Here is a 24,209-nt window from a genome sequence, read left to right as displayed (position 1 = left end):
GTTGTCCTCTGATGACAGTGATTTCATCTTAAGGTCTGAAACGATTGTTTTCAGACGACAGACTTGTCTTTTCTTAATCAGTTTATGTGAATTTGATATTTAACAGGTACTGATAATTTCTACTAGTGGCAAATAACCTGAACAAATTCAGATAGTCTATTTATTACACCCCAGAGATTCAGAAAATATCTTGAAGATTGCAGTAATGGGAATGGGTGTAGCAGGTTCCTATCTAATGGCCAGGCTCAAAGACTCAGAACATGACGTTACAGGATATGAACTAAATCCAAAAGAAAGGCATGATTCTATTTGCGCATGGGGTACAATCAAACCAATACTTACTGAATACTGCAAAAAAACTGGCAGAGATTTTAACGACTTTCTAATCCACGATGGAAAAAATATGCATGTTAAGATGAACAATGATGTAAAGTTTGACATTGGATTACATGGATTGTGTACATATGACAAGATTGGTTTAATCAAAGATTTTATCAAAGATTCAAAAATTATCTACGGTAAACCACCATCACTTGAAGAATTAGAAAAAGAGTACGACATGATAGTGGATTGTACTGGATTTCATAGAGTGTACTTACCAAAACTCAAGGAAGATTTCTTTTTGCCAACATACGAATACAAAGTAGAATATGAAAATGGAGTTCCATATGATGACTTTTACATTGAACCATTTCCTGGAATGTCAGGATATTTCTGGTATTTCCCTCTAGGAGAAAAATGGGCTCATATTGGAGCAGGGGATTACAATAAAAATCACATCAAAGCAACTGATGACTTTTTGAAAAAACATGGTGGCAAAGTTCTCAAAACAAAAGGAAGACCAATCAGACTTGCAACTCCTGATAGATGCAAACCATACTATTCAGGAAAAGTTGTTGGTGTTGGAGAATCAATTGGGACAGTCTATGCATTATTAGGTGAAGGAATCATTCCATCAATGCAATGTGTTGAATTATTCCTGAAGAACATGAATGATTTCAAAGCATATGAAAAAGCAGTTGAAGAACACTACAAAGTATATGCCAAAGTCTTTAATTTTGTTAGAGCTAAAATCAAGAAAGACTTCAATTTCTTCAAATCATTGCCAGACTTTCTTGCAATCTTCCGTTACATGAAAAAGAATGAAGACAGGTTTGGAATGGATATCAAAATTGCCGATTTGATGAAAGTAGCTAAAGCATAACTTAGAGATTCTTGGTAAAAGAAAGCGAAGATTGTTCAAATCCTAGATGTTTGTAGAATTTGTGAGATTCTTTACGTTGATTTCCAGATTCTAGTCTAATTCTATGACATTTTTTCTCAATAGCAAAAGTAATGCAGGAATTGATCAGTTTTTTCCCTATTCCCTTACCTTGATATTTTTCAAGAACAATTAGTTCTGGAACATACATTTCCAAGGTATCACGATTAAGTCTTGGCAAGAGCATCATACTAATCATACCAACAATTTTCATATCATCAAGAATTGCAACAAGAAGTTTTTTGTCAGATTCTTGAATGTAGGTCTTTACAAGTTTTCTAAATGAATCAACATCAGAATCTTGTTGGGGTTTTGGACGTCCAAGTTCATATAACAATCCAAGAATTATTGGAATGTCTTTATCTGTTGCTTCTCTAATCGTCACGTTTGTCATTTCAACTAAAACTTACAGAACCAAAACCCTCTCTGTTTGTTCTATTTGATGCCATATTGTAATCATAGATTATCTTCGAGTATTCTTTGAACTCTTCTTTCATTGGTTCCAAGTCTTCTGCCAAATAAAATCCAGGACAGTCTCCTGTGAATTGATATGTTGCATGAACACGTGGTTTTCCTTTCTCATTTTCAAGCCAGCTGGAAAATGGATACAGGTAACACACACCAGGTCGGTCTGGATGCATAGAACATCCACCTTCATCATTCAAGAACCTACAAGAAATGTGGGTACCATCATCTGCTTCAGTTTCATCTGTTTTTCTTTTGAGATTTATTGTAGTCATTGTAGTCATCTGCCCAGAAGGTCCTGGCTCAGAATAAGTGACAGTCAAAGTTTCATTTTTAATAAACTCTGAAGGTTTTTGGTATTTCAAACCCTTGCCAATTGTAATCAAATCATCAGAAGTCAGTGGCAATCTTCCTTGTCTATCACAACAATTATGGCAATCAGGCCAAAAACACTTCCACAAAATGAATTTTTTTTCAGAATTTAGATAAGGTACATGAAATACAACATCTTTTACTTTAATTGGTCTATCAGAAACATCGGTAATTTTCCCTAGCATAAAATTTCGAAGTGTTGGATCAACATCCCAATCTTTTTGCAGTAAATCTAATGATTCCTCAATCTCTTTTTGGGACAATAAGTTATAACATCTTTTGCAGATGTTATTAATGTTGAGTGAAAAAGGCAAATATGCTTCAGCTACAGAAAACAGAAGATTTGTTTGGTCAGAAATAATTTGGCCTTTAATTTTAGAATTAAACGATGTTGTGTTTACTCTAAAACAATTCCAGGACAGACGTGATAAAATTTGTCAACAACACAATCTATCAATCAATGTTCCATCACGAGGATTAGCATCATTACAACAAAAAGGAATCATACTCAAAGAAGGAACAATATACTCTATCCACTACAAATTAATTCCATATATGAGATTAAGAGCAAGATGTGATTATGCAACTGCAATTAGAGAAGTTAGACTAAAGTAATTACAACAAATGATTATATTCTGAACATTCAAAATTTCTTTCAAGTAGCCCGATAGTCTAGCGGTCAAGGATTCTGCCCTCTGGATCTCACAAAGTGGATATAGGCGGAGACGGCAGTTCGAATCTGCCTCGGGCTACTGGAATAATTTTTAAAAATTCTATCTTGATGCTTGTGCGATTCTTTCTAATTCATTCTTCTTCTTTACAGAAGGAGCATTAGGATCGTTTTCTGCAGCCAAGATTAGTTGTTCTGCCATGTGTTCTTCAATTGGTTTTGGATTGGAGAATGTTGATTCTTTGATTGCATCAGCAATGAATCTCAAAGCCAAGTCAACTCTTCTAATTGGTGCAACATCAACTGATACGTGGTAAACAGTACCACCATAAACAATTCTAGTTGTATCTTCATTAGGAGCTGAATTTTCAACTGCTCTAACTAATACTTCTACGGGATTTTTACCAGTTTTGAGTTCAATAATTGTAAATGCTGTTCTAACTGTGTTGAGAACTTTGGTTTTCTTTCCAGTCATTCTACCAGTGTTCTTTGCATATTTTTTACCAAAGTGCATTGTCTTGTTGATTAATCTCTCAACAATGTTGACATCTGCCTTGTTGAATCTTTTGAGTGCAGAACGACCAAAAGTGTATGGTAGGATTTGTTTTCTTAGGGAAATTGCAGTTTTAAGACCTGGGTCCTTGACTTCGATGTCAGACAAATCCCATTTTCTAAATAGTAACAAGTTTTTTGTTTGTGCCATTTCTATCTCCTTGGTTTCTCCTTCTTTCCGATTACTAATTCATGAAGTGAAGTACCATTTACTTTGAATACTTTGAATCTAACACCAGGAATATCACCCATTGCACCACCTTGAGTTGCACCCATTCCTTGAATGTGAACTTCATCGTGTTCATCAATAAAGTTCATTGCACCGTCTCTTGGCAAGAAGGCTGTAACTGTTTTACCATTTTTAATTAATTGTACTCGAACACATTTTCTAATTGCAGAGTTTGGCTGTTTTGCTGCAACACCAACTTTTTCTAAAACGATGCCTCTTGCTTGTGGAGCACCACCAAGAGGGTCTGCTTTTTTATCAATACCTAATTCTCTTCTCTTGTAAGTAGAGATTGCCCATCTCTGTCTTTTCTTTTTAGTAGTTAGAACTCTGCCTGCAAATAATCCAAGTGGTGATTTTCTCATATTCTACATCTCCAAAGTTTGTCTTTCAGGACTGTTAATCAAGACACTAGTAATATCAAAATATCGTTTTGCAAGCATTCTTGCCTTCTCAGCATTTCTGCCTTCTCTTCCAACAACAATACCTTTCTTTCTTGGGTCTACCATAACAATTGCCTGTTTTGTCCCGTCTGCCCGTGTATTTATTTTTACTTCAGATACTAGTTTGGAATTAAGCAAATTGGACAAAAATTTTGCAGGATCTTCATCAAATTCGACTAGTTCAACATTTCTTTTTACAATGTTTTGTAATGATTTGATATGCATTCCACCCTTGCCAATTGCAAGTCCCATTTTTCCGGTATTTACTACAAAAATTACTCTATCTTGTTTTTCATCTTCAACGCAATCACGTGCTGTTGCACCAGTAACATTTTGGAACAAAGACATCATTCTCATTTGATCCGTTGTTAGTTTGATTGATTGTGTCATAATTCTTAATGTCTCCAAACAAAAAATGTCTCATTTAAACTTTCAATAGTTCTAATCATTTTTTTCCTCAGCTTCTGTATCTTTTAAAATTGATTTGATGTTTGCGTCATCAATTGATGTGAATGAAATTGTTGAAATTCTAAATTGTAAGCCACACAATCTACCCAATGCGACTGAAGTTCCTTGGAAGTTCACTAAAGGTATTTTTTCTTTTTTTGCATCTGTTTCAATTTGCTCAATCATTTCTTTCTCTACAGATTGAGACAATACAATTAGCTTGGAATTTTTTACAGAGTTCAAGACTTGTTTAGTACCCATTGTTAATTTACCTTCTTTATGGGCATCCTTCAAAGATTTTTCAAGTATCTTACTCATGTTTTTCCTTATGAGCATCGTCTCAACAGGGCTTTATAGGTTTATGGAAAAATTACGCACGCAAAAAACAAAGATCACTCAGTAAAACCAAACAAAGATGAAAATACACGAGTTAATTCTTCAAAAAAGTTTGATTGTGTTTCATTTTTGTTTTCTGTTGAGATTGTTTTTTCAGGGAAAATGTTTTCAGGTGAAGTATTTTCAGGTGAAGTTTCAATTTCAGATTTAACAGTACTTATCACATCAGAAGTTTCAGAAGTTTCAGATTTTAGTAATAATGCAGTATTGAGATTTGTTCTTGCAGTATAGTAATTCGTATTTTCCTCTAAGATTTCATTGTAGAGTAAAATGGCATCATCAAGATTTCCAAGATTAGCCAAGGCATTTGCTTTGTTATTTTTTGCAGGCAGGTATTGGGGATCAAGAGAGATAGCATGATCATAATATGCTATTGCTTCAGAAACAAATCCAATTTTTCCTAGTGTAGACCCTTTATTGACAAGAATTTCAACATTATCAGGATCACTAGTCAAAGACTCATTAAAAAAATTCAAAGAACTATCAAATTGACATAATCTGTAAAGTGCAGGACCCATACCATCATAGTAAGAAATAGTATCAACAAAAGTGCTAGAATCACAATCGAGATTAATTTGATTTAATAATTTTCCAAGCTCAATATCTTCTACAGAAAGATTATCATGTTCTTCATTTTCTAAAATATTTTCAGAATCATTTTTTGTTTGAGTTTCTTTTGTAATAATTTTTGTTTCAGTTTCTGTTTTTTCATTTATTGTTTCAGTTATTGCTTCATTTTGTGAAACTATTTTTTCTTCAACAGATTCTCTAGGTATATTGTCTTCAGTTGTTTGTGTTGTGTCTTCAGTTGTTTGTGTTGTGTCTTCAGTTGTTTGTGTTGTGTCTTCAGTTGTTTGTGTTGTGTCTTCAGTTGTTTGTGTTGTGTCTTCAGTTGTTTGTGTTGTGTCTTCAGTTGTTTGTGTTGTGTCTTCAGTTGTTTGTGTTGTGTCTTCAGTTGTTTGTGTTTCTGTAGATGATTCTGCAGAATATTCAAAGAAGTATTCTACACTAGTTTCAGCATAATGAGCTTTAATCGAGTAAGTTCCTTCAGCTTTAAAATTCACTCCATCTTTGATTAGAAAGTTTGTGGAAAACTCCAAGTTATTGTTTATATTTCCAAAATAAAATCCAGCAGGAGTTCCAAATGGATCATGAACTCCTATGAGAATAGTAGGAGAATCTATGGATGACACAGTTCCAAAAATGTTGACTGTATCACCATCAAAGTAATGCTCTTTTTCAGTATAGAGAGACATAATTTCAAGTGCAACAACCTCCTGAGGAGCAATTTCAGATTCAGAAATAATGTCACCAATTACAAAGTTATGTTCTTCAGTGACTTGTCCATAGTCTAATTTTATGAGATAATCTCCAGACATTTCATAAAATGGAGACTCTAAAGGAATGGTTTTTGAGAAACTACCATCAGAAGAAAGTTCTAAACTATTTGCAGTGAGGATTTTTTCATCAGGATCAAATATACTCATAGCAATGACAGGCATTCCAAAATCAATTATTTGACCAGAAATTACTAGTGTGTCACCAGTTTGATAACTATCCTGATTAAAACTCACATTAAATGAATCAGCAAAAACATCATTGAATGCAAGTGGTGTAAAAGCTGTTAACACTAGGGTGATTCCTAAGATTAATCGCATTACACCAAAAAACACATAATTTTCTATTTAATAATCACGTATAATTGATACTTTTTCATTCAACTGAAATTAATCTTGTAAGTGGATCAGACAATGCAGTTGGATCTTTTAGTGAAGTCCAAACAAATGTTTCAACAAAGTAGTCTCCAGAATTTTTTGGGATCCAAGATTGAGATACATCAAGATTTTGTCCATATGATAATTGACCTTGAATCCAAGAGAGGGATTCAATATAGTTTTGAGAGTTTTTTATTTGAAAGAGATAAACGAATTTTTGATCAAATTCTTGCATGTTTGATAAACTTCCGACAATCTGAATTTGCTGATTAGAAGAAAATGAAGTGAGATAATTTCCAAAACTATCAGAAATATTAATTTCAGAATTTTCCAATCTCATTGTTGAAGGAACAGATGATTCAACTCTTGATTGAGCCTGAATTTCCAAATTATCAGATTCAGAATAGGGCTTTGGTAAAGTATGATCACTGTATCTAGCAGAAATTTCATCTCCAGGAACAGCGTAGAGTCTGTTTCCGCTTGATGCAGAGTTTTGAGTAAGTGATATTGTAGCTACAAAATAACCAGAGCTTTCAGAGGTTTCTATTGCATTTGCAGTAATTCCACCAACATCAGAATCTGAAAAAACTTCTACAGGAACATGATCAATCGCTTCAGGGTTTAGATTCATGTCAAGATCAATTATTCTAACTGTAACAGATTCATCATTAAAGAAAACATCATTTTCAAATTCTATTGTTCCAAGATTCCAAGACACAGGTACAGATTCAGATAGCACTACACCATCAGCAAACTCAAAAGATACCGTAATTGCTGAATCTCTTTCAACCTCCAAAAACCCGCTAGTAGGACCGGTACCAATAGTCCTAGGAGTTGTGTCATAGTCACCATCACCATCTGCATCATGTAAGAAACCAGTTAGGATAATTTCGCCAGTAAATATTCCACTTGACACATCTGTTTCAGTTAGTCTGTATGGTTCTAGCGAGTGACTTCGTGTTGATATTTTTATGGGATTATCATTGTTATCGCCAATTGAATCAATCAAGTCTTTGTCTGTGTTCCAACTAGGAGCAATTATTTTGATTTGTATTTTATCAGTCCAAGAGTAAATTGGTTTATCAAAGAATATTGGAGCATACGGTTTGTCATAATCAGGAATTTCCTGAGCTGTTGCAAATGGCAAAATAAAAATTAAAAATAAAAAATCAAACAATACTTTTCATATAGAAGGTTTCAGATTTATGGTTTGTTAGTTGGATTCTTCCTCAGGAAGAGAAATTGCTAAAATATTATCGCCACGAAGCAAGACTTTGCCTATAGGATTGGGTTTTTCTTCAGAAACATCCTCAGCGTTTTCTAATGTAAGATTCATGTGAATATCAAAATCTTTGAGAGTTCCTTGAACTGTTTTATTATTTCTTAGTCGAAGCAATACAACTTTGTCTTTGGAGTTTGTCATTAGTGTTGAGATTTCATCAGCCATAATTTTCATCCAACTATTTCTTCTTGCTTACTTGCATGTACAAATCAACTGTACCACTTCCAATTGGAATGTTACTACCAACAATTACGTTTTCAGTAATACCTTTGAGTTGTTCAATTTCTCCACCAAGTGCAGCATGTGCAATTGTTGGAACAGTAATCTCAAATGCAGCTCTTGCTAAGACACTATCTTTGGTTCCAGCAATTCCATGTCTTCCAATTTGTTGCATGTAACCGCGTGAACACATCAAGTCAGCTACTAACATGATGTATCTATTATCAACTTCAAGTCCTTGGTCTTCCAGAGTACTGTTAAGTTCATTGATTAATGCATTTCTTGCAGCTTCAATTCCAAGAGTTCCGGCAATCTCAAAGACGTTGTTTGTTCTAACGTTTCTCTTATCAATTCCTTTGACCTCTAAGACTTTGGCAACATTAGAACCAGTTGTTTGAATAACCCACTCATCATCTTTTTGGACAAGGGTTACACGTTCAATGTCAGGTACACCTTTGACAGTGGTGTTGAGAACCTTGTTTCTGATTGCAATTACTGTAGCAGTATCAGATTCCTCAACTAGTTTTAGGGTGATTAGTTCGCCAGTTGTTTCCATCTTGAATTTCTTGTTAGAGGACAAGGCAGCTTCAACTTCTGCAATAGAGCATCCTCTTTCTCTGAGCCTATTTTCACTCAAAATTAGTTTGATTTCAGTAGCATAATCAGTCTCACTATCTGCAATCAAGGCGCTAACTTTGGTTTGCAAAACATTTCTTGCAACCTCAATTGCTTTTTCTCTTGATTTCTTTGATTCATCATCAAGATAAATATCCATAGTTGGTGTTACTGGTTTCTTTCTTGCATCAACGAGTTCAATTAATCTTGGAAGACCTAATGTTACGTTTCTTTCTTTAATTCCTGCAAAGTGGAATGTTCTTAATGTCATCTGAGTACCAGGTTCACCGATTGACTGTGCAGTGATAATTCCAACTGCTTGTCCTGGTTCTACTTTTGCTTTGTTGTAAAGTAACAGTCCTTTCTTACATACTGCTTCAACACCATCTTTGCTTAATTCAGAATTTTGTAATGCATCAGTTACAAGTTTAGTTAATCTTGGATTGAATGTCTTTGTGTATTTCTTAGCTAGTGTTTCAATCTCTTCTTTTGTTGCCTTTTTGCCAGAATCAATAATTTTTTGAGATTCAATTAATCTGCTTGGGTTAAATGCTTCACCGTGATCACTCTTTTGCACATCAATTCCATCTTCACCATAAAGGAATTGTACAATGTGGCCGTGTGGATCTCTTACTGTTCCATCATATTCTAATCTAATGTGCTCTAATGCGTTGATTAATCTACGCTGCATGTAACCACTTTGTTGTGTTCTAACTGCAGTGTCTACAAGTCCTTCACGACCTCCCATTGCGTGGAAGAAGAATTCAAGTGCAGATAGACCCTCTCTGTAATTGGATTTTACAAATCCATGTGCATCAGGATTATCATCATGTTCTTGATAGTGAGTTAATGCTCTGTTGTTGTAACCCTCATGGAGTCTGTTTCCTCTTCTTGATTGTTGTCCAAGAGCCCCGGCCATCTGACCTACGTTAAGTGATGAACCTCTTGCACCTGTTGTAGCCATGATTTTTCCTGCATTGTCTGCTGGAAGACAGTCATTTGCAGAAGAGCCTGCCTTGTCTCTTGCTTTACCTAATTCATTTACAATGTATGCCTCTAAGGCTTCTTCAGGTTTCATACCTCTAGTAAGCTTGAGTGTTCCTTTCTTGTATTGATCAGTCAAATCACTTACAATATCATAAGTTCCTTGAATATCATCAAGAATCTGTTGTTTGTCTTTGTCAGGAACAATAAGGTCACCATAACCATAACTGAAGCCATAGTGGGTGATGAATTGTTTTACCATAATGAGAATAGAGTTGAGGAAACTTTTTCCAACTGCATTACCGTAATCTTTTGCAATTCTGTGAAGAACACTTTCTGGTTCTTCTGCACCAATTGAAGATTTGTCAATGACACCGCTGATTAGTTCACCATTTTTAATTACAACATCTTTTGCTTGTCCTTTTGTTCCCTTTGACCATTTTGATGTAATTACATAGTTGAAGTCTTTTGGTAAGAACAACGAGAAAAGTTGTTTACCAGTGTATGCCGGACCGTCTTTGGTTTTGGTTCCGGGTTTTGGTAAAGGATCTGTATAACCACCAAGCATTGCAAGGTTTGAGAATTCTTGAACAGTCAATACTGTATCGTCTTTAGTTAGAAGATATGCACCAGTTACAAAGTCTCTTAGTGCACCAATAATTGGACCACCATATCTTGGTGAGATTAATTGGTCTTGAACTCTCATTAAGAGAATTGCTTCTGCTCTTGCTTCCTCACTTTGAGGAACGTGGAGGTTCATTTCATCACCATCAAAGTCTGCGTTGTAAGGAGGACAAACGGATGGATGTAATCTGAATGTTTTTCCTGGGAGTACACGGACATAGTGCGCCATGATAGACATTTGGTGAAGTGATGGTTGTCTGTTGAACATGACAATGTCACCATCTGCAAGATGTCTTTCTACCAAGTAACCAATCTCAAGTGTTTCAGCAATTGTAGAGCGATCCTCTACGAAATCAAGTCTAATCTTTACACCATCGGGTCTGACGATATAGTTTACGCCTGGGAATTTCTCAGGTCCATTAATTACAAGTTTTCTCATTCTTTCAATATTCCATTCTGTAACGATTTCAGGAATGGTTAGTTTCATGGCTACTGCTTCTGGGACACCAACCTCACTCAAGTCCAAGTTAGGATCAGGAGAGATTACAGTTCTACTAGAAAAGTCAACTCTCTTTCCAGATAGTGAACCTCTGAATCTTCCTTCTTTTCCTTTGAGTCTTTGAGTTAAGGTTTTGAGAGGACGTCCAGAACGATGATGAGCTTGTGGAATTCCAGATACTTCGTTATCAAAGTATGTTGTAGTGTGATATTGTAATAGGTCGACCAAGTCTTGAACGATTAGTGGAGGGGTACCAGCATCTTTACTTTCTTTTAATCTCTGATTAACTCTGATGATATCTACCATCTTGTGAGTCAAATCATCTTCAGATCTAATTCCAGTTTCTAGAATGATTGAGGGTCTAACAGTTACTGGGGGAACAGGGAATGCTTGTAAGACAAACCATTCAGGTCTTGCAGTTACTGGATCATATGATAATAATTCTAAATCTTCATCAATGATTTGTGAGAATCTTTCTCTGATTGTTATTGGGAGTAATCTGTGCTCTCCAATTTCTGTTTTTTCTACAAAGATAGTTGGTTTTGTAAAGATTAGTTCGTATTGTGTTTTACCACAGTGAGGACATTCTTTTGCTTTCTTTGCTTTTTCAATAATTTGTTCTGGAATACGTTTTTGAGAAATTACAGTATAAGCTGCGTGTTTCTCTTTAATAGTTTTGAAAACATTAAGATCTTCTTGTGGAACTTTTAATCTTGCACAAGAACGGCAAGTTGATTGTAGTAATTTGTAGATGTTATCAATAAATGCAATATGTAATACTGGTTCTGCTAATTCCAAATGTCCAAAGTGTCCAGGACATCTTGCTGCAGTGTTTCCACAAGTGAGACATTTTTGTCCAGGTTCAAGTGTTCCAAGTCTGCCATCCATCAAACCTCCTTGAACAGGCATTCCATCTTCATCATAAGTTTCTGGAGCAGTGATTTCTGCAACAGAGTATTTTCTGATTTCAGTTGGAGACCAAACAGAGAATCTGATTCCATCAATTGCTTTTACTGCTTGAATCGACATTATAGTTTCTCCTTGATTAACAATCTTGGTGCGACGTTGAGGCTCTGCATCTCTTGTAAGAGTAGTTTGAATGCATAAGCAACTGAAACTGATGAGACTTTGGCTTTATCACCACAAACTCTGCAAACATATTTTCTTTGTTTAACATCATGATAAGCAACAAGACCACACCTCTCACATACAAAAATATCAGATTTATCAGACTCGTCAAGTAATCTGTCTTTAAGAATCATAGAAGCGCCATAAGCAATAAGACAATCTCTCTCCATTTCACCGAATCTAAGGCCACCACCTCTTGCTCTTCCTTCTGTTGGTTGTTTTGTTAACATTTGAACTTGTCCACGTGCTCTTGCATGAATCTTGTCTGCAACCATGTGGTGTAATTTTTGATAATATACAACTCCGATGAAAACTTCGACTGGGAATGATTTTCCAGTTCTTCCATCATACATTATTTCTTTACCAGAATATTCAAAGCCATGTGCATCCATTACTTCTCTTACTTCATCCATTTTTTCTCCAACAAATGCAGAACCATCAAATCTCTTTCCACGTAATGCGGCAGATTTTCCACATATGGATTCCATCATCATACCAACAGTCATTCTAGATGGGAATGCATGAGGATTAATCAAAACATCAGGAGACATTCCACTTGCAGTATATGGCAAATCTTCTGCTTTAGCTAAAATTCCTAAGACACCTTTTTGTCCATGTCTTGATGCAAACTTGTCACCAATTTCGGGAATTCTCATATCTCTTGCTCTAATCTTGTACATCTTTCCACCTTCATTTGATTGGGTCATAACTACAGTATCAACAACACCAGTTTCTGAAGGTCTAACACCAATTGATGTATCTCTTCTGTAAGGACCAGATGATTCAAACTCTCGGTATTCTTCCATAAATCTTGGAGGACTAGTTTTTCCAATTAAAATATCTCCACCTTTTACTGGAGCTTCTGTTGCAACAACACCATCTTCTTCTAAGAGTCTGTATGCACGTTCTCCCTTGTAACCTCTGATGTTATCTTCAGCATTTGGAATTTCAAATGCGTCACGCATTCCACCAGGATATTGTTTTGCTTCAGCATCATAGATTCTAAAGAAGAATGTTCTTCCTAATCCTCTATCAACTGATGCTTTACTAAGAACGATGGCATCCTCAATGTTGTAACCATCAAATGGTAACACTGCTACCACACAGTTCTGACCTGCAGGTCTATCTTCTAATCCCAAAAGTTTCATTGCTTTTGTGTTAACTATTGGAACCTGAGGATATAGCATAAAGTGTTGTCTAACATATGTACTTGTATTCATCATAGGGGTTGAGAATCCTAAACTCTGTTTTGCCATTGCAGACTCGTATGTGTTTCTTGGAGATTGGTTGTGTTCAGGATATGGAATGATTGAAGCACCTGCACCAAGGATTGCTGGTGGGAAGACTTCAAGGTGAGTGTGTTTCTTTGTATCCTTTTCATCTAGTGTGACATAACAGTTCTCTTCTTCATTTGCATCAATCATTTCCAAAACACCCATTCTCAAGAGATCAGTCCACGAGATGAGTTTCTTTGAAATTTTGTCTAGTAAATCAGCAGTAAGTAATGGTTTGTTATCTTTAATGATGATTAGTGGTCTTAAAACACGTCCTGCATTACAGTTTACGTAAAGTCTTCGGGTTGAACCTTCAATTTCAGATTTGTGGAAGGATACACCAACATGTGGATGAATCTTTGAGTTTCTTCTTAAGTCTCTAAGAGATTCTGCTAGTTGTTCACCATCTTTGTAATATCCAATTAGTCTACCATCAACAAAGATTCTAGTTCCGTCTTTCTTCAAATCTTCTTTTGCATCAAAGAAGTGGACAGTTCCAAGATCATAGAGTTTCTCTACAATTTCTTCAGATGGTACGTTTACAGAAATTATTCCAGATAATGCAAGATTCTTTACAAGACCACAGTTAGAGCCTTCAGGAGTTTCACTTGGACAAATTCTTCCAAAGTGTGTTGCATGCAGGTCTCTTGCTTCAAAGTTTGGCTGAGTTCTACTTAGTGGAGACTGAATTCTTCTAAGGTGACTAATTGTAGAAAGATAGTTTGTTCTATCAAGTAATTGAGTAACACCTACTCTGCCTCGACCCCAGTTTCCAGTGGCAATTGCGTTGTTTAGTTTATCAGTAATAATTCCTGGACGAATTGCAGCAGCTACTGCATTAATTCCACGTTTTTGTCCAGAACGTTCTAATTGATATTTCATATCACGGACAAGATTTCTAAATGCAGTTCTAAACAAGTCTGCAAGCATCTGTCCTGCAAATTTAATGACTTTGTTTCCATAGTGGTCTTTGTCATCAGGTCTAATCCAGTCAAGTTTTAGTTCTAATAATTTACAAGCTGCTTCTCCCAAGAATTGCGCTTTTTCTTTTCTATTTTCAGGGTGTTTGCCCAAGTGAGGCAACAAACCCCAATCAAGTAAAGTCTCAGCACGTTTAATCTGAAATTCTTCAAGCATTCCAGGGGCAATTCTCTTACTGATGTAAACAATGGCATCTTTTGCAGTTGGAACATCTCCTGCTTTTTCAAAAGATGCTTCTAGTTCATCTTGGAGTTCATCTACCAATGAAACTGCTGCTGCAATCTCTCTATCAGATTCTAAACCTAGAGCTCTCATCAAAGTAACTACTGGAATATCAACTGGAGAACCAGGAATTCTGGCAACAATTAGTCCATCATTTTTCATGACAAGTTCTAATTTTGCACGATAGCCAACAATTGAAGAATAAACTTTGGCTTTGTGTACAATGTTTCCACCTACTGTTTCTCTATCAACAATGATTTTGTTGTAAGAAAGATCTTCTAATCCAACAATTACTCTCTCAGAACCATTAATGATAAAGTAACCACCAGGATCGTTTGGATCCTCACCATGTTCAACTAGTTTTTGAGTAGAAAAATTGTGTAAGATACAAGCGTTTGATTTTGCCATAACGGGAACATCACCAATGTGGACAAATCTTGATTCAAGGATTTTTCCATCTTCAACAACACTTGCTTCCATCATTACAGGTGCAGAATAAGATACGTTTCTCAATCTAGCTTCTGCAGGAGTGATATGAGTAATAGAACCATCAAGTTCCATCATTCTTGGTTGTTGTAATTTGACTTTACCTAGTTGAATTTTGTAAGGGTACTCAGCATTTTCAATATCGATCTGACCAACCTCGTTGATAATACTTTGTAATCCTCTTTCTAAAAATTCATCAAATGAGTTTAGGTGCTGACGTGCAATACCCTCTCTTTTCAAAATATCTTGAATTACTGGCCAACGTTTTGTGGATGAATCTGCCATCTATACTTCCACCACGTATCTATAATAGAGACCTTCACCGGCAGTTGGACTTTTTCTTGTGATCTTTATCATATCACCTGGTTTTACACCAAGTCCCAAAATTGCAGGATCGTTTACAAAGATTAATGGTAATTCGGTTGGTTTACAATTGTATTTTTTTAAAACTTCTTCAGCTTCTGTTTTTGAAATGATTTCATGTTTTGGAACATAGATATGATCAGGTACAAGAATTTGATTTTTCTTAGTTGCCAATTACAAAACCCCCACGTCGAACATTAAATGTAACAGTAATGAATACACACAAACTGTCAAAATCTCACGCTCAGGTTAATATATATCTAATCTGAAATTCGTCAAGAAAGTAGTTATTTTTCTATTTAGTCAATTAATCTTTTCACAACCTTAAATAGGATAAATTCAAGCGTAAAATCAATGAAATCACAATTGATGGTGTTTGCCTTATCAGCAATTCTAGTTGCAAGTATTGGTATGGCACCAGCATTTGGACAAATACAAAGTACGATTATTGTTACTACAGATAAGACATCCTATTCAGAGGGTGAAACTATCATGGTAACAGGTGAAGTCAGAGATCTATATGCAGGAACTCCTGTTAGCCTAATTGTTACATCTCCTAATGGCAGCATTGTAGCCATTGATCAAATAACAGTAGGTGCAGATAAGAAATTCAGTGCTGAAATTACTGCTGGAGGAACAATGAAAGTGGAAGGAACTTACACAGTAATTGTAACATATGGAAGTGAGAATAGATCCGCAGAGACCACATTTGAATTTGGAGGTTCAACAGCACCACCAGTTGAAAATGTAGTCAATCCAGATGTCACAGATACAACCGCTGCAGTACAGGGTTCATCTGATTTGGTAGGATATGAAATCACAGGTGGTAAATTACTTGGAATTATGCCTGATGTGGATGCAAATTCACTAATCGTTTCAATTGATGGTACGGAAGATGGATCAATCACACTGACAATTCCTAGATCGGTGTTGGATGCAACTTTCCCAGATGGTGCAGATGATGATTTCTTTGTCTTAATTGACGGAGAAGAAGTTGAGTTTGATGAAACAAAATCAACAACAGATAGAACACTAACCATATCATTCCCAGCAGGAACTGAACAAATTGAAATTATTGGTACCTTTGTAGTCCCAGAGTTTGGCACAATTGCAGCCATGATTCTAGCAGTAGCAATTATCTCAATAATTGCAGTATCTGCAAAATCAAGACTTAGCATTATGCCAAGATACTAAAATTTCATCTTTTTTCATTTTTTAAATATACATAAATACCAAGGTAACTTGGGGAAAATTAGGATGAATTTTAAACGTTCTACAACATCAATGGCAATAGCCCTTTTGGCAGTGTCATTAATTTCAGTGACCTCAATTCAACAAGATGCATTTGCTCAAACACAAGGAATGACCCTAACAGCTATGGCAGACAGTGGATCTAAAACAATTACCGTAACAGGTAAAACGATTTCAACATTCACTGATGTTTCATTTACTGTAAAGTCCCCAAGTGGAAATAATGTAGTTGCTATTGGTCAGACAACACCAGATGCAGAAGGAATGTTTGGTACTGAATTCAAGATAGGCCCAACATGGACCGAAGATGGATTCTATGAAATCAAAGCACAACAAGGCAGCGCAGCACTATACACAATGGAAGTTCTTGTTGAAGTAAATGGTGGAATGGCAGAAAAAACTGCTGTGACTGAATCCAGTTATAGTTCAGATATCTTTGAACCAATAAAACCAGTTGTTACAATAGATGCAGGAATTGAAATTAGTACCGCCAAAACTGAAATGGGATCTGATACAATTGTAGTTACAGGAAATACAGATAGAGTAAGTGCAGACATTACATTAACCGTAACTGCTCCAAATGGAAATGTAGTATCAGTTGATCAAGTATCACCAATGCTTGATGGAAAGTTTACAGCAACAATCACAACAGGTGGACCATTATGGACACAAGATGGTTTTTACACTGTTACAGCACAACAATTTAACGATCCAAAATATACTGCTTCAGCTGAGGTAGATATTCAAGACGGCGTGGTAGTCCCAGAGTTTGGCACAATTGCAGCCATGATTCTAGCAGTAGCAATTATCTCAATAATTGCAGTATCTGCAAAATCAAGACTTAGCATTATGCCAAGATACTAAAATCACATCTTTTTTCATTTTTTAAATATACATAAATAGAGACAGGTTCAAATCGCAACAAGATGAACAGCCGTACGTCGTTCGCGCTACTAGCCGTTTTGACTGCAGTCGGTACTTTAACCATGTCAGCAGCATATGCAGATGAAATTCCACAAGCATGTGTTGGATGTACCATGGCAGATGCAAGAGCAACAGCAAATGAAATGTTGCGTGCAGATATCCCAGTATCTGTTTGGACAGATAAAACAGGGTATGACCAAGGAGACATGATTTCAGTACAAGGGCAAGTAGCAAATGTAGCATCTGGATTTCCAGTTACAATTACTGTTGTGAGTCCTCTAAACTCAATCATCACAGTTGATCAAATCGCTGTAACAGATGAGGGTAGTTTTGAGACAACATTAAACACAGCAGGTGCAATGTGGAAATACAGCGGTACCTACACCATTAAAGCAAACTATGGCAGTGCTGAAAAGAGCAATAGTGTCAAAGTTCAATTAATGGGAGGAGTTGCATATACACCAACCTATGAAACACCACAAAAGTCCAAACAATGTGGAGCTAATGAGATTACTGCAAATGGTTATTGTGTACCATTTAGTATTTCAGGTGGTGCAGTTACAAGTGCAACTCTCAATACAAATGACAACTCAATTGTTGTCAACATCAGCTCTACTGATGATGGAACATTAACTGTAACACCATCAAAAACAGTCCAAGATGGTATCTTCATGGTACTAGTTGACGGAGAAGAATGGGATGATGTTGAGATTGTTGCAAACAAAGTAACAGTCATGTTCCCAGCAGGAACTGAACAAATTGAAATTATTGGTACCTTTGTAGTCCCAGAGTTTGGCACAATTGCAGCCATGATTCTAGCAGTAGCAATTATCTCAATAATTGCAGTATCTGCAAAATCAAGACTTAGCATTATGCCAAGATACTAAAATCACATCTTTTTTCATTTTTTCATTTTTGATAGTAAAAGAAATATACAAACATACCATTCAAAACTTGTGAATTCTAAAATATTTTATGGTGTAATTTCCTTATTGATAATTTCTACAAGTTTTGTGTATGCACAAGAATCTCCAATTACTGTACAAACAGATGATAATAATTATGATGAAGGAGACACAATTGTTGTTTCAGGAAAAGTAAATACAAAGATAGCAGGGGTAGATGTAGTACTGCAATTATTTAGAGAAGGAAACATGTTAGAAATTGCTCAAATAAAAGTAGCCCAAGATGGAACATTTTCACACACAATTCTTGCAGAAGGACCATTATGGACCAATTCAGGAACAATACTAGTAAGAGCATCATATGAAGTAGCAGGTGGAACTATAGCTGAAACTGAATTTAGTTACACTCCAAAATCAGAAGTGGTGACAACTACAACCAATTTTGAAGTTGACGCTGGAAGTCATGGGACATTTGATGTAGAATATTCAATTAAAGGAGGAGAAGTTGAAGACATGGTGGTCGAATCAGAGAATTTTGCACTAGCAATAAGCATCAATTCTACAGATGAAGGTTCAATCACATTAGAATTACCAAGAGAATTCATAGGTGCTGAAAAACAAGATGGGAAAGATGAAAAATTTATTATCTTAATTTCAAGTCCAGATAATCCAAATGGAATCGAGGCAGATTATGAGGAAGCACCAGTCCATTCAGATCATAGAACAATTACAATTAATTTTGAGCAAGGAGATACAGATATTCTAATTATTGGAACTTATGTTGTCCCAGAGTTTGGAACAATTGCAATGATTGTTTTGCTAGTCGGAATTATGACAGCAATTATTCTAACAAGAAACAAATTTCAGATTAAAATTTAGTTTTTTGAGAAAGAATATTTTTCTTTAAATGGAGACACAGATCTTAGTTCTTCAACAACTCTTTTCAAAATTTCCACAGTTTGTTCAATTTCTTTTTGATCATTAAATATTCCAGTTGTCAATCTTAATGAGCCAGTAATTTGCTCGTGTGAAAATCCCATTGCTTGTAATACATGAGATGCCTTTTGAGTATGAACAGAACATGCCGAACCAGTAGATGCAGCAACACCATACTCATCAAGTTTTATAATCAGATCTTCGCCATTTACACCAAGAAAAGTAAAATGAGCATTATTTGGCAAATGACGTTCAGGATGACCATTAACAGTTACTTGAGAAATTTCATCAGATACAGTTTGGACCAAAAGATTTCTGAGTTTTTTCATATGAGAAATATTCTCATCCAAATTTGATTTAGCAATATCACATGCCTTACCAAAACCAACAATATTTGCAACATTTTCAGTACCAGAGCGTAATCCATGTTCTTGCCCACCACCTAAAATCATTGGATTAAGAAGAGTGTCTTTTTTGATATACAGAGCACCTATTCCCTTTGGTCCATATAGCTTATGAGATGAAATTGATAGTAAATCCACCCCTAATTCATGAACATCAATTGGTACTTTCCCTATTGCCTGTACAGCATCAGTATGAAGTACCACATCGTGTTCATGACATAATTTGGCAATTTCTGCAATTGGTTGAATTGTACCAACTTCATTATTACCAAACATAATTGAAACAACTCTAGTTTTTTCAGATAGAGAATCTTTAAGGTTAGAGAGACTAATCATACCAAAGTTATCTACAGGAAGGTAAACTACATCAAATTCTTCTTGAGATAATTTTTTACATGGCTCTAAAATTGCATCATGTTCAATTGAAGAAGTTATGATTTGACCTGAAGAGTATTTTGTTGCAATTCCTCGTAACGCAGTATTATTTGATTCGGTACCACCAGAGGTGATAAAAATTTCAGAAGGATCTGCATTAATCAAAGACGCAATTTGTTTTCTTGCCTTTTCAATTGCCTTCCGAGATAATCTGCCATAACGATGAATGGAGGAAGGATTTCCATATTGCTCTTTAAGATATGGAAGCATTGACTCTAGTACATCATCGTGAATTTGAGTTGATGCTGCATTATCAAGATAAATCAATCTGCAATCACGTTAATTTTTCCTGGTTTATACCCTTCTGGATCAATTTCAACTGAAGTAAATCCAATCAGCTTTAGTTTTTCTGTGATTTTATCTAATACAAGATTATTAAATTCAGAAATATCGTTTTTTTCTACTTCAATTTTTGCAGAACCATTAAAATCACGAACACGAACTTGTTTAACTTTGGTTAGTTGTTTGACAACAGTCTCACCAAATTCAATTCTAGCTAATCTCTCAGCAGTAACTCTTTGACCCCAAGGTATACGTGAAGCCAAACAAGAGTTTGAAGGTTTGTCATGAACTGATAGTCCGACTGACTTTGCAATGTGTCTAATTTGTGATTTTGAAAGATTTGTTTCAACAAGAGGACTTCTAATTCCATTTTGACGTAAGGCATCAATTCCTGGCCTATATTCACCTAAATCATCTAAATTAGTTCCATCAACAATTACATCTACGTGATGTTCTTTTGCCAATTTTAAGAGATGAACTCCTAATTCGAGCCTACAGTGAAAACATCTAGTTGAATCATTTTTTGTAAATTCTTCATTTTCAAGTTCGTCATAATCTAAGAAAAATTGAGTTATTCCTATTTCAGAGCAAATTTGTTTAGCAGTTTGAAGTTCTTCCTCAGAAAGGGTTTTGTAATCAGCAGTTACCGCAATTGCAAAATCACCTAATTTTTGATAAGCAGCATATGCAACAAGAGCACTATCTACACCACCAGATAATGCAATCATGACTTTATTTTTATCAGCAAACCAATTTTCTAGTTCATTTAATTTTGTCATTTAGTTCTCCAACTTTTCAATTTCTTTTCGAAGTAATGATTCTATTTCTTTAATTGATTTTTCAACGGTGTTTGAAATATCCTTAAGATCATCAAATTCTATTTTGAAATCAGTTTTTCCCTTAAATGTTGATTTTTTGTATCTCACATCAAAGGAATTTCCATCAATTGTTAATGAAATGTTTTCATTTGTTCTTGGTACAACAAATCTATTTGATTCAGATATCCTAATTCCCAAAGTACCAGTTTCTAATACCAATGTATCAACAATTTCATCAATATTTTGATCATCACATATTACAGATACCAAATTTGTAGGTCTTCCTTTTTTTGTAATTCCATGATAAATTGAAACATCTCTAGCACCTTTTTGCATGATCTTTTCAATTAGATTTCCAAGTATTTCTCCTGAAATATCATCAACGTTAGTTTCAAGAATTTTTACTGAGTCACTTTCCAAGTTATTTGTAGAGCCTCTAACTAGTTTTAGCACGTTTGAAAAATTTTGAAAATCTTTTTGCCCTGCACCATAACCAATTGAATCAATTTTCATTGCAGGATAATAATCCATACAAGTATTTGTCAGATTAGCCAAAATACACGCCCCCGTTGGAGTGGTCAATTCCGCATTTGCATCATTACCTTTAATTTTCAGATAAGAATCTTTGAAAATCTCTAAAATTGCACTGGCAGGATTAGACATAGTGCCATGGGAAAAAGTTACGCTTCCACCACCTACAGAAACAGGCATGCAAATAATTTTTTCATCAAATAATCCCAAATCATCTAAGGCAATTGTAATTCCGACAATGTCAACTAGGGTATCAATGCTAGAGGCCTCATGAAAATGCACAGAATCCTCTGGAACACCATGAATTTTAGATTCTGAAGAAATGAGTGAATTGATACATGATTCAGCAAATATCTTTGCTTTATCTGATAGATCTAAATTTGATGTAGAGTCATTAATTGCTTTTTTTATTTCAGAGCCTTTTTTTTCATGAGAATGTTCATCTATTTCTAAAACGAGTTGAATAGCTTCGATTCCTCTTTTTTTGGTTTTTTGAAAATCGATTTTTGTAATAGTAGAATCTGAAAAAAATTGTTCAGATTTTTTAATTCCATCAATTATCTTTCCCTTATCTGCGCCCAAATCAATTAATGAAGAAAGAAGCATATCCCCAGATATTCCTGCAATTTGAGGATCAATTACCAAAACCATTGATTAAAAATTATTGAAAATGCTTATAAATTCGTCTGATCGGTCTGAAATTTCATTAGATTTAATTATTGAAAATTAACAGCGATTTTTATGATTACTATAATTGGTTCAGGAAAAGTAGGCGGAGATGCTGCATTGTTTTCAGCACTAAAACGATTAGATGATCAAATTTTGTTATTAGATGTTGCTGAAGGACTTCCTCAAGGCGAAGCAATGGATATCAACCATATGCTTTCAGAACAAGGAATTGATGTTGAAGTAAAAGGTTCCAATAATTTTGAAGATATGAAAGGTTCCAATATTGTAGTAGTAGTTGCAGGTTCTGGACGAAAACCAGGAATGACCCGTATGGATCTTTTGAAGATTAATGCATCAATTGTAAAAAGCGTGGTAGAAAATGTGAAAAAATATGCAGATGATTCCATGATTATTCCAGTAACTAATCCATTAGACCCAATGGCATACATCACATACAAAGTATCAGGATTTGATAGAAGTAGAGTATTTGGAATGGGAGGTATGCTTGATTTATCAAGATTTAGACAATTTATCCACGAAGCAACTGGACACTCTCGTGACTCAATTAGAGCACTAGTAATTGGAGAACATGGTGAAAACATGTTACCTTTACCAAGATTTTCATCTGTTTCAGGAATTCCACTACCATCATTGCTTCCAAAAGAAAAATTAGAGGAACTAGTTCAAAACACAAAGCAAGTTGCAGCAAAAGTAATTGAACTAAAAGGTGCTACAGTACATGCACCAGGAAATGCAATTTCTGCAATTGTTGAAGCAGTTGTAAGAGACAGAAAACAAGTAATTCCAGTAGCAACTTATCTTGATGGAGAATATGATCACTCTGATGTTACCATTGGAGTTCCTGCAGTAATAGGAAAGAATGGTGTAGAAAAAATCATAGAATTAGATCTAAATGATGAAGAAAAGCAAGTCTTTAACAAAGCAGTAGAGAATGTTAAAGGTGCACTTTCAGGTGTTGAAATCTAAGCCTTTTTTTATCCATAAAACAAAAACCCATTATTGGAAACTCATGAAATTCTTAAAGCCGTAAAAACAGGAAAAATTTCAATAAATGATGCAAAAAAACTTTTGTCAATATATTCAATTGAAGAGATAGAAGGAATTGCCAAAATAGACATCAACAGAAGAAAAAGAAGAGGGATTCCAGAAATAATTTTTGCAGAGACAAAAGAACTGGAAGATATTAGAAAAATCATAAAAAGGACTTTGCAAAAATCAAACTCAGTTATTGTTTCAAGATTAAAGAAAACAGATTATCCAAAGATTCAGACGTTTGCAAAAAAACTGAAAGTCAAAGTCAAGACAGGAAAAAAATCATCTACCCTATTGTTATTCAAAAAACCAATTAAATTTCAGGGAGGAAAAGTAGGTATTCTAACTGCAGGTACTTCAGATATTGGAGTAGCTGAAGAAGCCAGACTAGTTTGTGAGGCAATGAATTGTAAATGCATTACAAGTTATGACGTAGGAGTAGCAGGAATTCAGAGAATTTTTCCAATTTTAAAAGAAATGATAGAAGAAGATGTTGATTGCATCATAGTAGCTGCAGGAATGGAGGGTGCACTAGCCACACTAGTTTCCACACTAGTAGACATTCCAATTATTGGAATTCCAACATCAGTAGGGTATGGGTATGGAGAAAAAGGAATTGCAGCTCTTGCTTCAATGCTTCAGAGTTGTTCATTAGGACTATCTGTTGTAAACATAGACAATGGTATTGCAGCAGGGGGGATTGCAGCCAATATTGCAAACAGAACAATAAGAAAAAAAGAATAAGGAAAATTTACAATTCAAGAGGCAAATTAACCT

23 protein-coding genes and 1 tRNA gene are annotated in these 24,209 nt (G+C 35.2%); 9 read left to right on the top strand and 15 right to left on the bottom strand.

The features are described from left to right. Positions 1-190 precede the first annotated feature (190 nt). Positions 191-1,204 (top strand): NAD(P)/FAD-dependent oxidoreductase, encoded by a 1,014-nt coding sequence (locus tag NMAR_RS01910; protein ID WP_148680029.1) that lies wholly within the window; start codon positions 191-193, stop codon positions 1,202-1,204. A 1-nt stretch (position 1,205) separates the two neighbouring features. On the opposite strand, the gene NMAR_RS01905 is transcribed toward NMAR_RS01910, so the two are convergent. Next, positions 1,206-1,655, bottom strand: coding sequence for a GNAT family N-acetyltransferase (locus tag NMAR_RS01905; protein WP_012214741.1), 450 nt, complete (start codon positions 1,653-1,655; stop codon positions 1,206-1,208). A 1-nt stretch (position 1,656) separates the two neighbouring features. Beyond that, positions 1,657-2,361 (bottom strand): YkgJ family cysteine cluster protein, encoded by a 705-nt coding sequence (locus NMAR_RS01900; protein WP_012214740.1) that lies wholly within the window; start codon positions 2,359-2,361, stop codon positions 1,657-1,659. A 31-nt stretch (positions 2,362-2,392) separates the two neighbouring features. Here NMAR_RS01900 and NMAR_RS01895 point away from each other — a divergent pair, with 31 nt between their 5' ends. Together NMAR_RS01895 and NMAR_RS01890 are read left to right on the top strand one after the other, a co-directional pair. Continuing rightward, positions 2,393-2,713, top strand: coding sequence for a hypothetical protein (locus NMAR_RS01895; RefSeq protein WP_148680027.1), 321 nt, complete (start codon positions 2,393-2,395; stop codon positions 2,711-2,713). A gap of 46 nt (positions 2,714-2,759) precedes the next feature. Then, positions 2,760-2,850 (top strand) — tRNA-Gln (locus NMAR_RS01890). A 21-nt stretch (positions 2,851-2,871) separates the two neighbouring features. Here the strand turns inward: NMAR_RS01890 and NMAR_RS01885 are convergent. From NMAR_RS01885 to NMAR_RS01840, 10 genes are all read right to left on the bottom strand, one after another. After that, entirely contained in the window at positions 2,872-3,471 is a 600-nt protein-coding gene (locus tag NMAR_RS01885) for a 30S ribosomal protein S7 (RefSeq protein WP_012214738.1), read from the bottom strand. A gap of 2 nt (positions 3,472-3,473) precedes the next feature. Continuing rightward, complete coding sequence (locus NMAR_RS01880; RefSeq protein ID WP_012214737.1) at positions 3,474-3,911, bottom strand: 30S ribosomal protein S12; 438 nt, start codon at positions 3,909-3,911, stop codon at positions 3,474-3,476. Between the two features lie 3 nt (positions 3,912-3,914). Continuing rightward, entirely contained in the window at positions 3,915-4,379 is a 465-nt protein-coding gene (locus tag NMAR_RS01875) for a NusA-like transcription termination signal-binding factor (protein WP_012214736.1), read from the bottom strand. Positions 4,380-4,430: 51 nt separating this feature from the next. After that, positions 4,431-4,754: a ribosomal L7Ae/L30e/S12e/Gadd45 family protein gene (locus NMAR_RS01870; protein ID WP_012214735.1), complete on the bottom strand. Its 324-nt coding sequence runs from the start codon at positions 4,752-4,754 to the stop codon at positions 4,431-4,433. Between the two features lie 74 nt (positions 4,755-4,828). Continuing rightward, positions 4,829-6,490: a tetratricopeptide repeat protein gene (locus NMAR_RS01865; protein WP_012214734.1), complete on the bottom strand. Its 1,662-nt coding sequence runs from the start codon at positions 6,488-6,490 to the stop codon at positions 4,829-4,831. Between the two features lie 55 nt (positions 6,491-6,545). Next, positions 6,546-7,724, bottom strand: coding sequence for a hypothetical protein (locus NMAR_RS01860; RefSeq protein WP_012214733.1), 1,179 nt, complete (start codon positions 7,722-7,724; stop codon positions 6,546-6,548). A 36-nt stretch (positions 7,725-7,760) separates the two neighbouring features. Continuing rightward, positions 7,761-7,994 carry an LSM domain-containing protein gene (locus NMAR_RS01855; protein WP_148680026.1) on the bottom strand — a complete coding sequence of 78 codons (234 nt, stop codon included), beginning with the start codon at positions 7,992-7,994 and terminating at the stop codon, positions 7,761-7,763. 13 nt (positions 7,995-8,007) lie between these two features. Then, positions 8,008-11,799, bottom strand: a complete 3,792-nt coding sequence (locus NMAR_RS01850; protein ID WP_012214731.1) for a DNA-directed RNA polymerase subunit A' — start codon at positions 11,797-11,799, stop codon at positions 8,008-8,010. After that, the gene (locus NMAR_RS01845; RefSeq protein ID WP_012214730.1) at positions 11,799-15,146 is read right to left on the bottom strand and encodes a DNA-directed RNA polymerase subunit B; all 3,348 of its coding nucleotides are present in this window, start codon (positions 15,144-15,146) and stop codon (positions 11,799-11,801) included. Before NMAR_RS01845 ends, NMAR_RS01850 begins: the two co-directional genes overlap by 1 nt. Further along, complete coding sequence (locus NMAR_RS01840) at positions 15,147-15,398, bottom strand: DNA-directed RNA polymerase subunit H (protein WP_012214729.1); 252 nt, start codon at positions 15,396-15,398, stop codon at positions 15,147-15,149. A gap of 180 nt (positions 15,399-15,578) precedes the next feature. Between NMAR_RS01840 and NMAR_RS01835 the strand changes: the two genes are divergently transcribed. The 4 genes from NMAR_RS01835 to NMAR_RS01820 all read left to right on the top strand — a co-directional run bounded on the left by NMAR_RS01835 (position 15,579) and on the right by NMAR_RS01820 (position 19,183). Continuing rightward, a complete protein-coding gene (locus tag NMAR_RS01835) occupies positions 15,579-16,418 on the top strand; it encodes a PEFG-CTERM sorting domain-containing protein (protein WP_012214728.1) in 840 nt (279 codons plus the stop codon). Positions 16,419-16,481: 63 nt separating this feature from the next. After that, on the top strand, positions 16,482-17,339 hold the full coding sequence (locus NMAR_RS01830; protein ID WP_012214727.1) for a PEFG-CTERM sorting domain-containing protein: 858 nt from the start codon (positions 16,482-16,484) through the stop codon (positions 17,337-17,339). Positions 17,340-17,461: 122 nt separating this feature from the next. Continuing rightward, positions 17,462-18,286: a PEFG-CTERM sorting domain-containing protein gene (locus tag NMAR_RS01825; RefSeq protein WP_148680025.1), complete on the top strand. Its 825-nt coding sequence runs from the start codon at positions 17,462-17,464 to the stop codon at positions 18,284-18,286. 105 nt (positions 18,287-18,391) lie between these two features. Continuing rightward, on the top strand, positions 18,392-19,183 hold the full coding sequence (locus NMAR_RS01820) for a PEFG-CTERM sorting domain-containing protein (RefSeq protein WP_012214725.1): 792 nt from the start codon (positions 18,392-18,394) through the stop codon (positions 19,181-19,183). Here the strand turns inward: NMAR_RS01820 and NMAR_RS01815 are convergent. From NMAR_RS01815 to larC, 3 genes are read right to left on the bottom strand one after another with little or no spacing between them, the layout of a single operon-like run. Next, the gene (locus NMAR_RS01815; protein ID WP_012214724.1) at positions 19,180-20,346 is read right to left on the bottom strand and encodes a cysteine desulfurase family protein; all 1,167 of its coding nucleotides are present in this window, start codon (positions 20,344-20,346) and stop codon (positions 19,180-19,182) included. The two genes, NMAR_RS01820 and NMAR_RS01815, sit on opposite strands and share 4 nt — an antisense overlap. Continuing rightward, positions 20,343-21,140 carry an ATP-dependent sacrificial sulfur transferase LarE gene (larE, locus tag NMAR_RS01810; RefSeq protein ID WP_012214723.1) on the bottom strand — a complete coding sequence of 266 codons (798 nt, stop codon included), beginning with the start codon at positions 21,138-21,140 and terminating at the stop codon, positions 20,343-20,345. Before larE ends, NMAR_RS01815 begins: the two co-directional genes overlap by 4 nt. Continuing rightward, complete coding sequence (gene larC, locus NMAR_RS01805) at positions 21,141-22,361, bottom strand: nickel pincer cofactor biosynthesis protein LarC (protein WP_012214722.1); 1,221 nt, start codon at positions 22,359-22,361, stop codon at positions 21,141-21,143. Between the two features lie 90 nt (positions 22,362-22,451). Between larC and NMAR_RS01800 the strand changes: the two genes are divergently transcribed. Continuing rightward, positions 22,452-23,366, top strand: coding sequence for a malate dehydrogenase (locus tag NMAR_RS01800; RefSeq protein WP_012214721.1), 915 nt, complete (start codon positions 22,452-22,454; stop codon positions 23,364-23,366). 33 nt (positions 23,367-23,399) lie between these two features. Next, positions 23,400-24,176 carry a nickel pincer cofactor biosynthesis protein LarB gene (gene larB / locus NMAR_RS01795; RefSeq protein ID WP_012214720.1) on the top strand — a complete coding sequence of 259 codons (777 nt, stop codon included), beginning with the start codon at positions 23,400-23,402 and terminating at the stop codon, positions 24,174-24,176. The last annotated feature ends 33 nt before the right edge of the window (positions 24,177-24,209 follow it).

This window comes from Nitrosopumilus maritimus SCM1 (assembly GCF_000018465.1).
Taxonomy (GTDB): domain Archaea; phylum Thermoproteota; class Nitrososphaeria; order Nitrososphaerales; family Nitrosopumilaceae; genus Nitrosopumilus; species Nitrosopumilus maritimus.
Note: the sequence above shows the minus strand (reverse complement) of the source record. Positions and strands in the feature narration are given on the sequence as shown.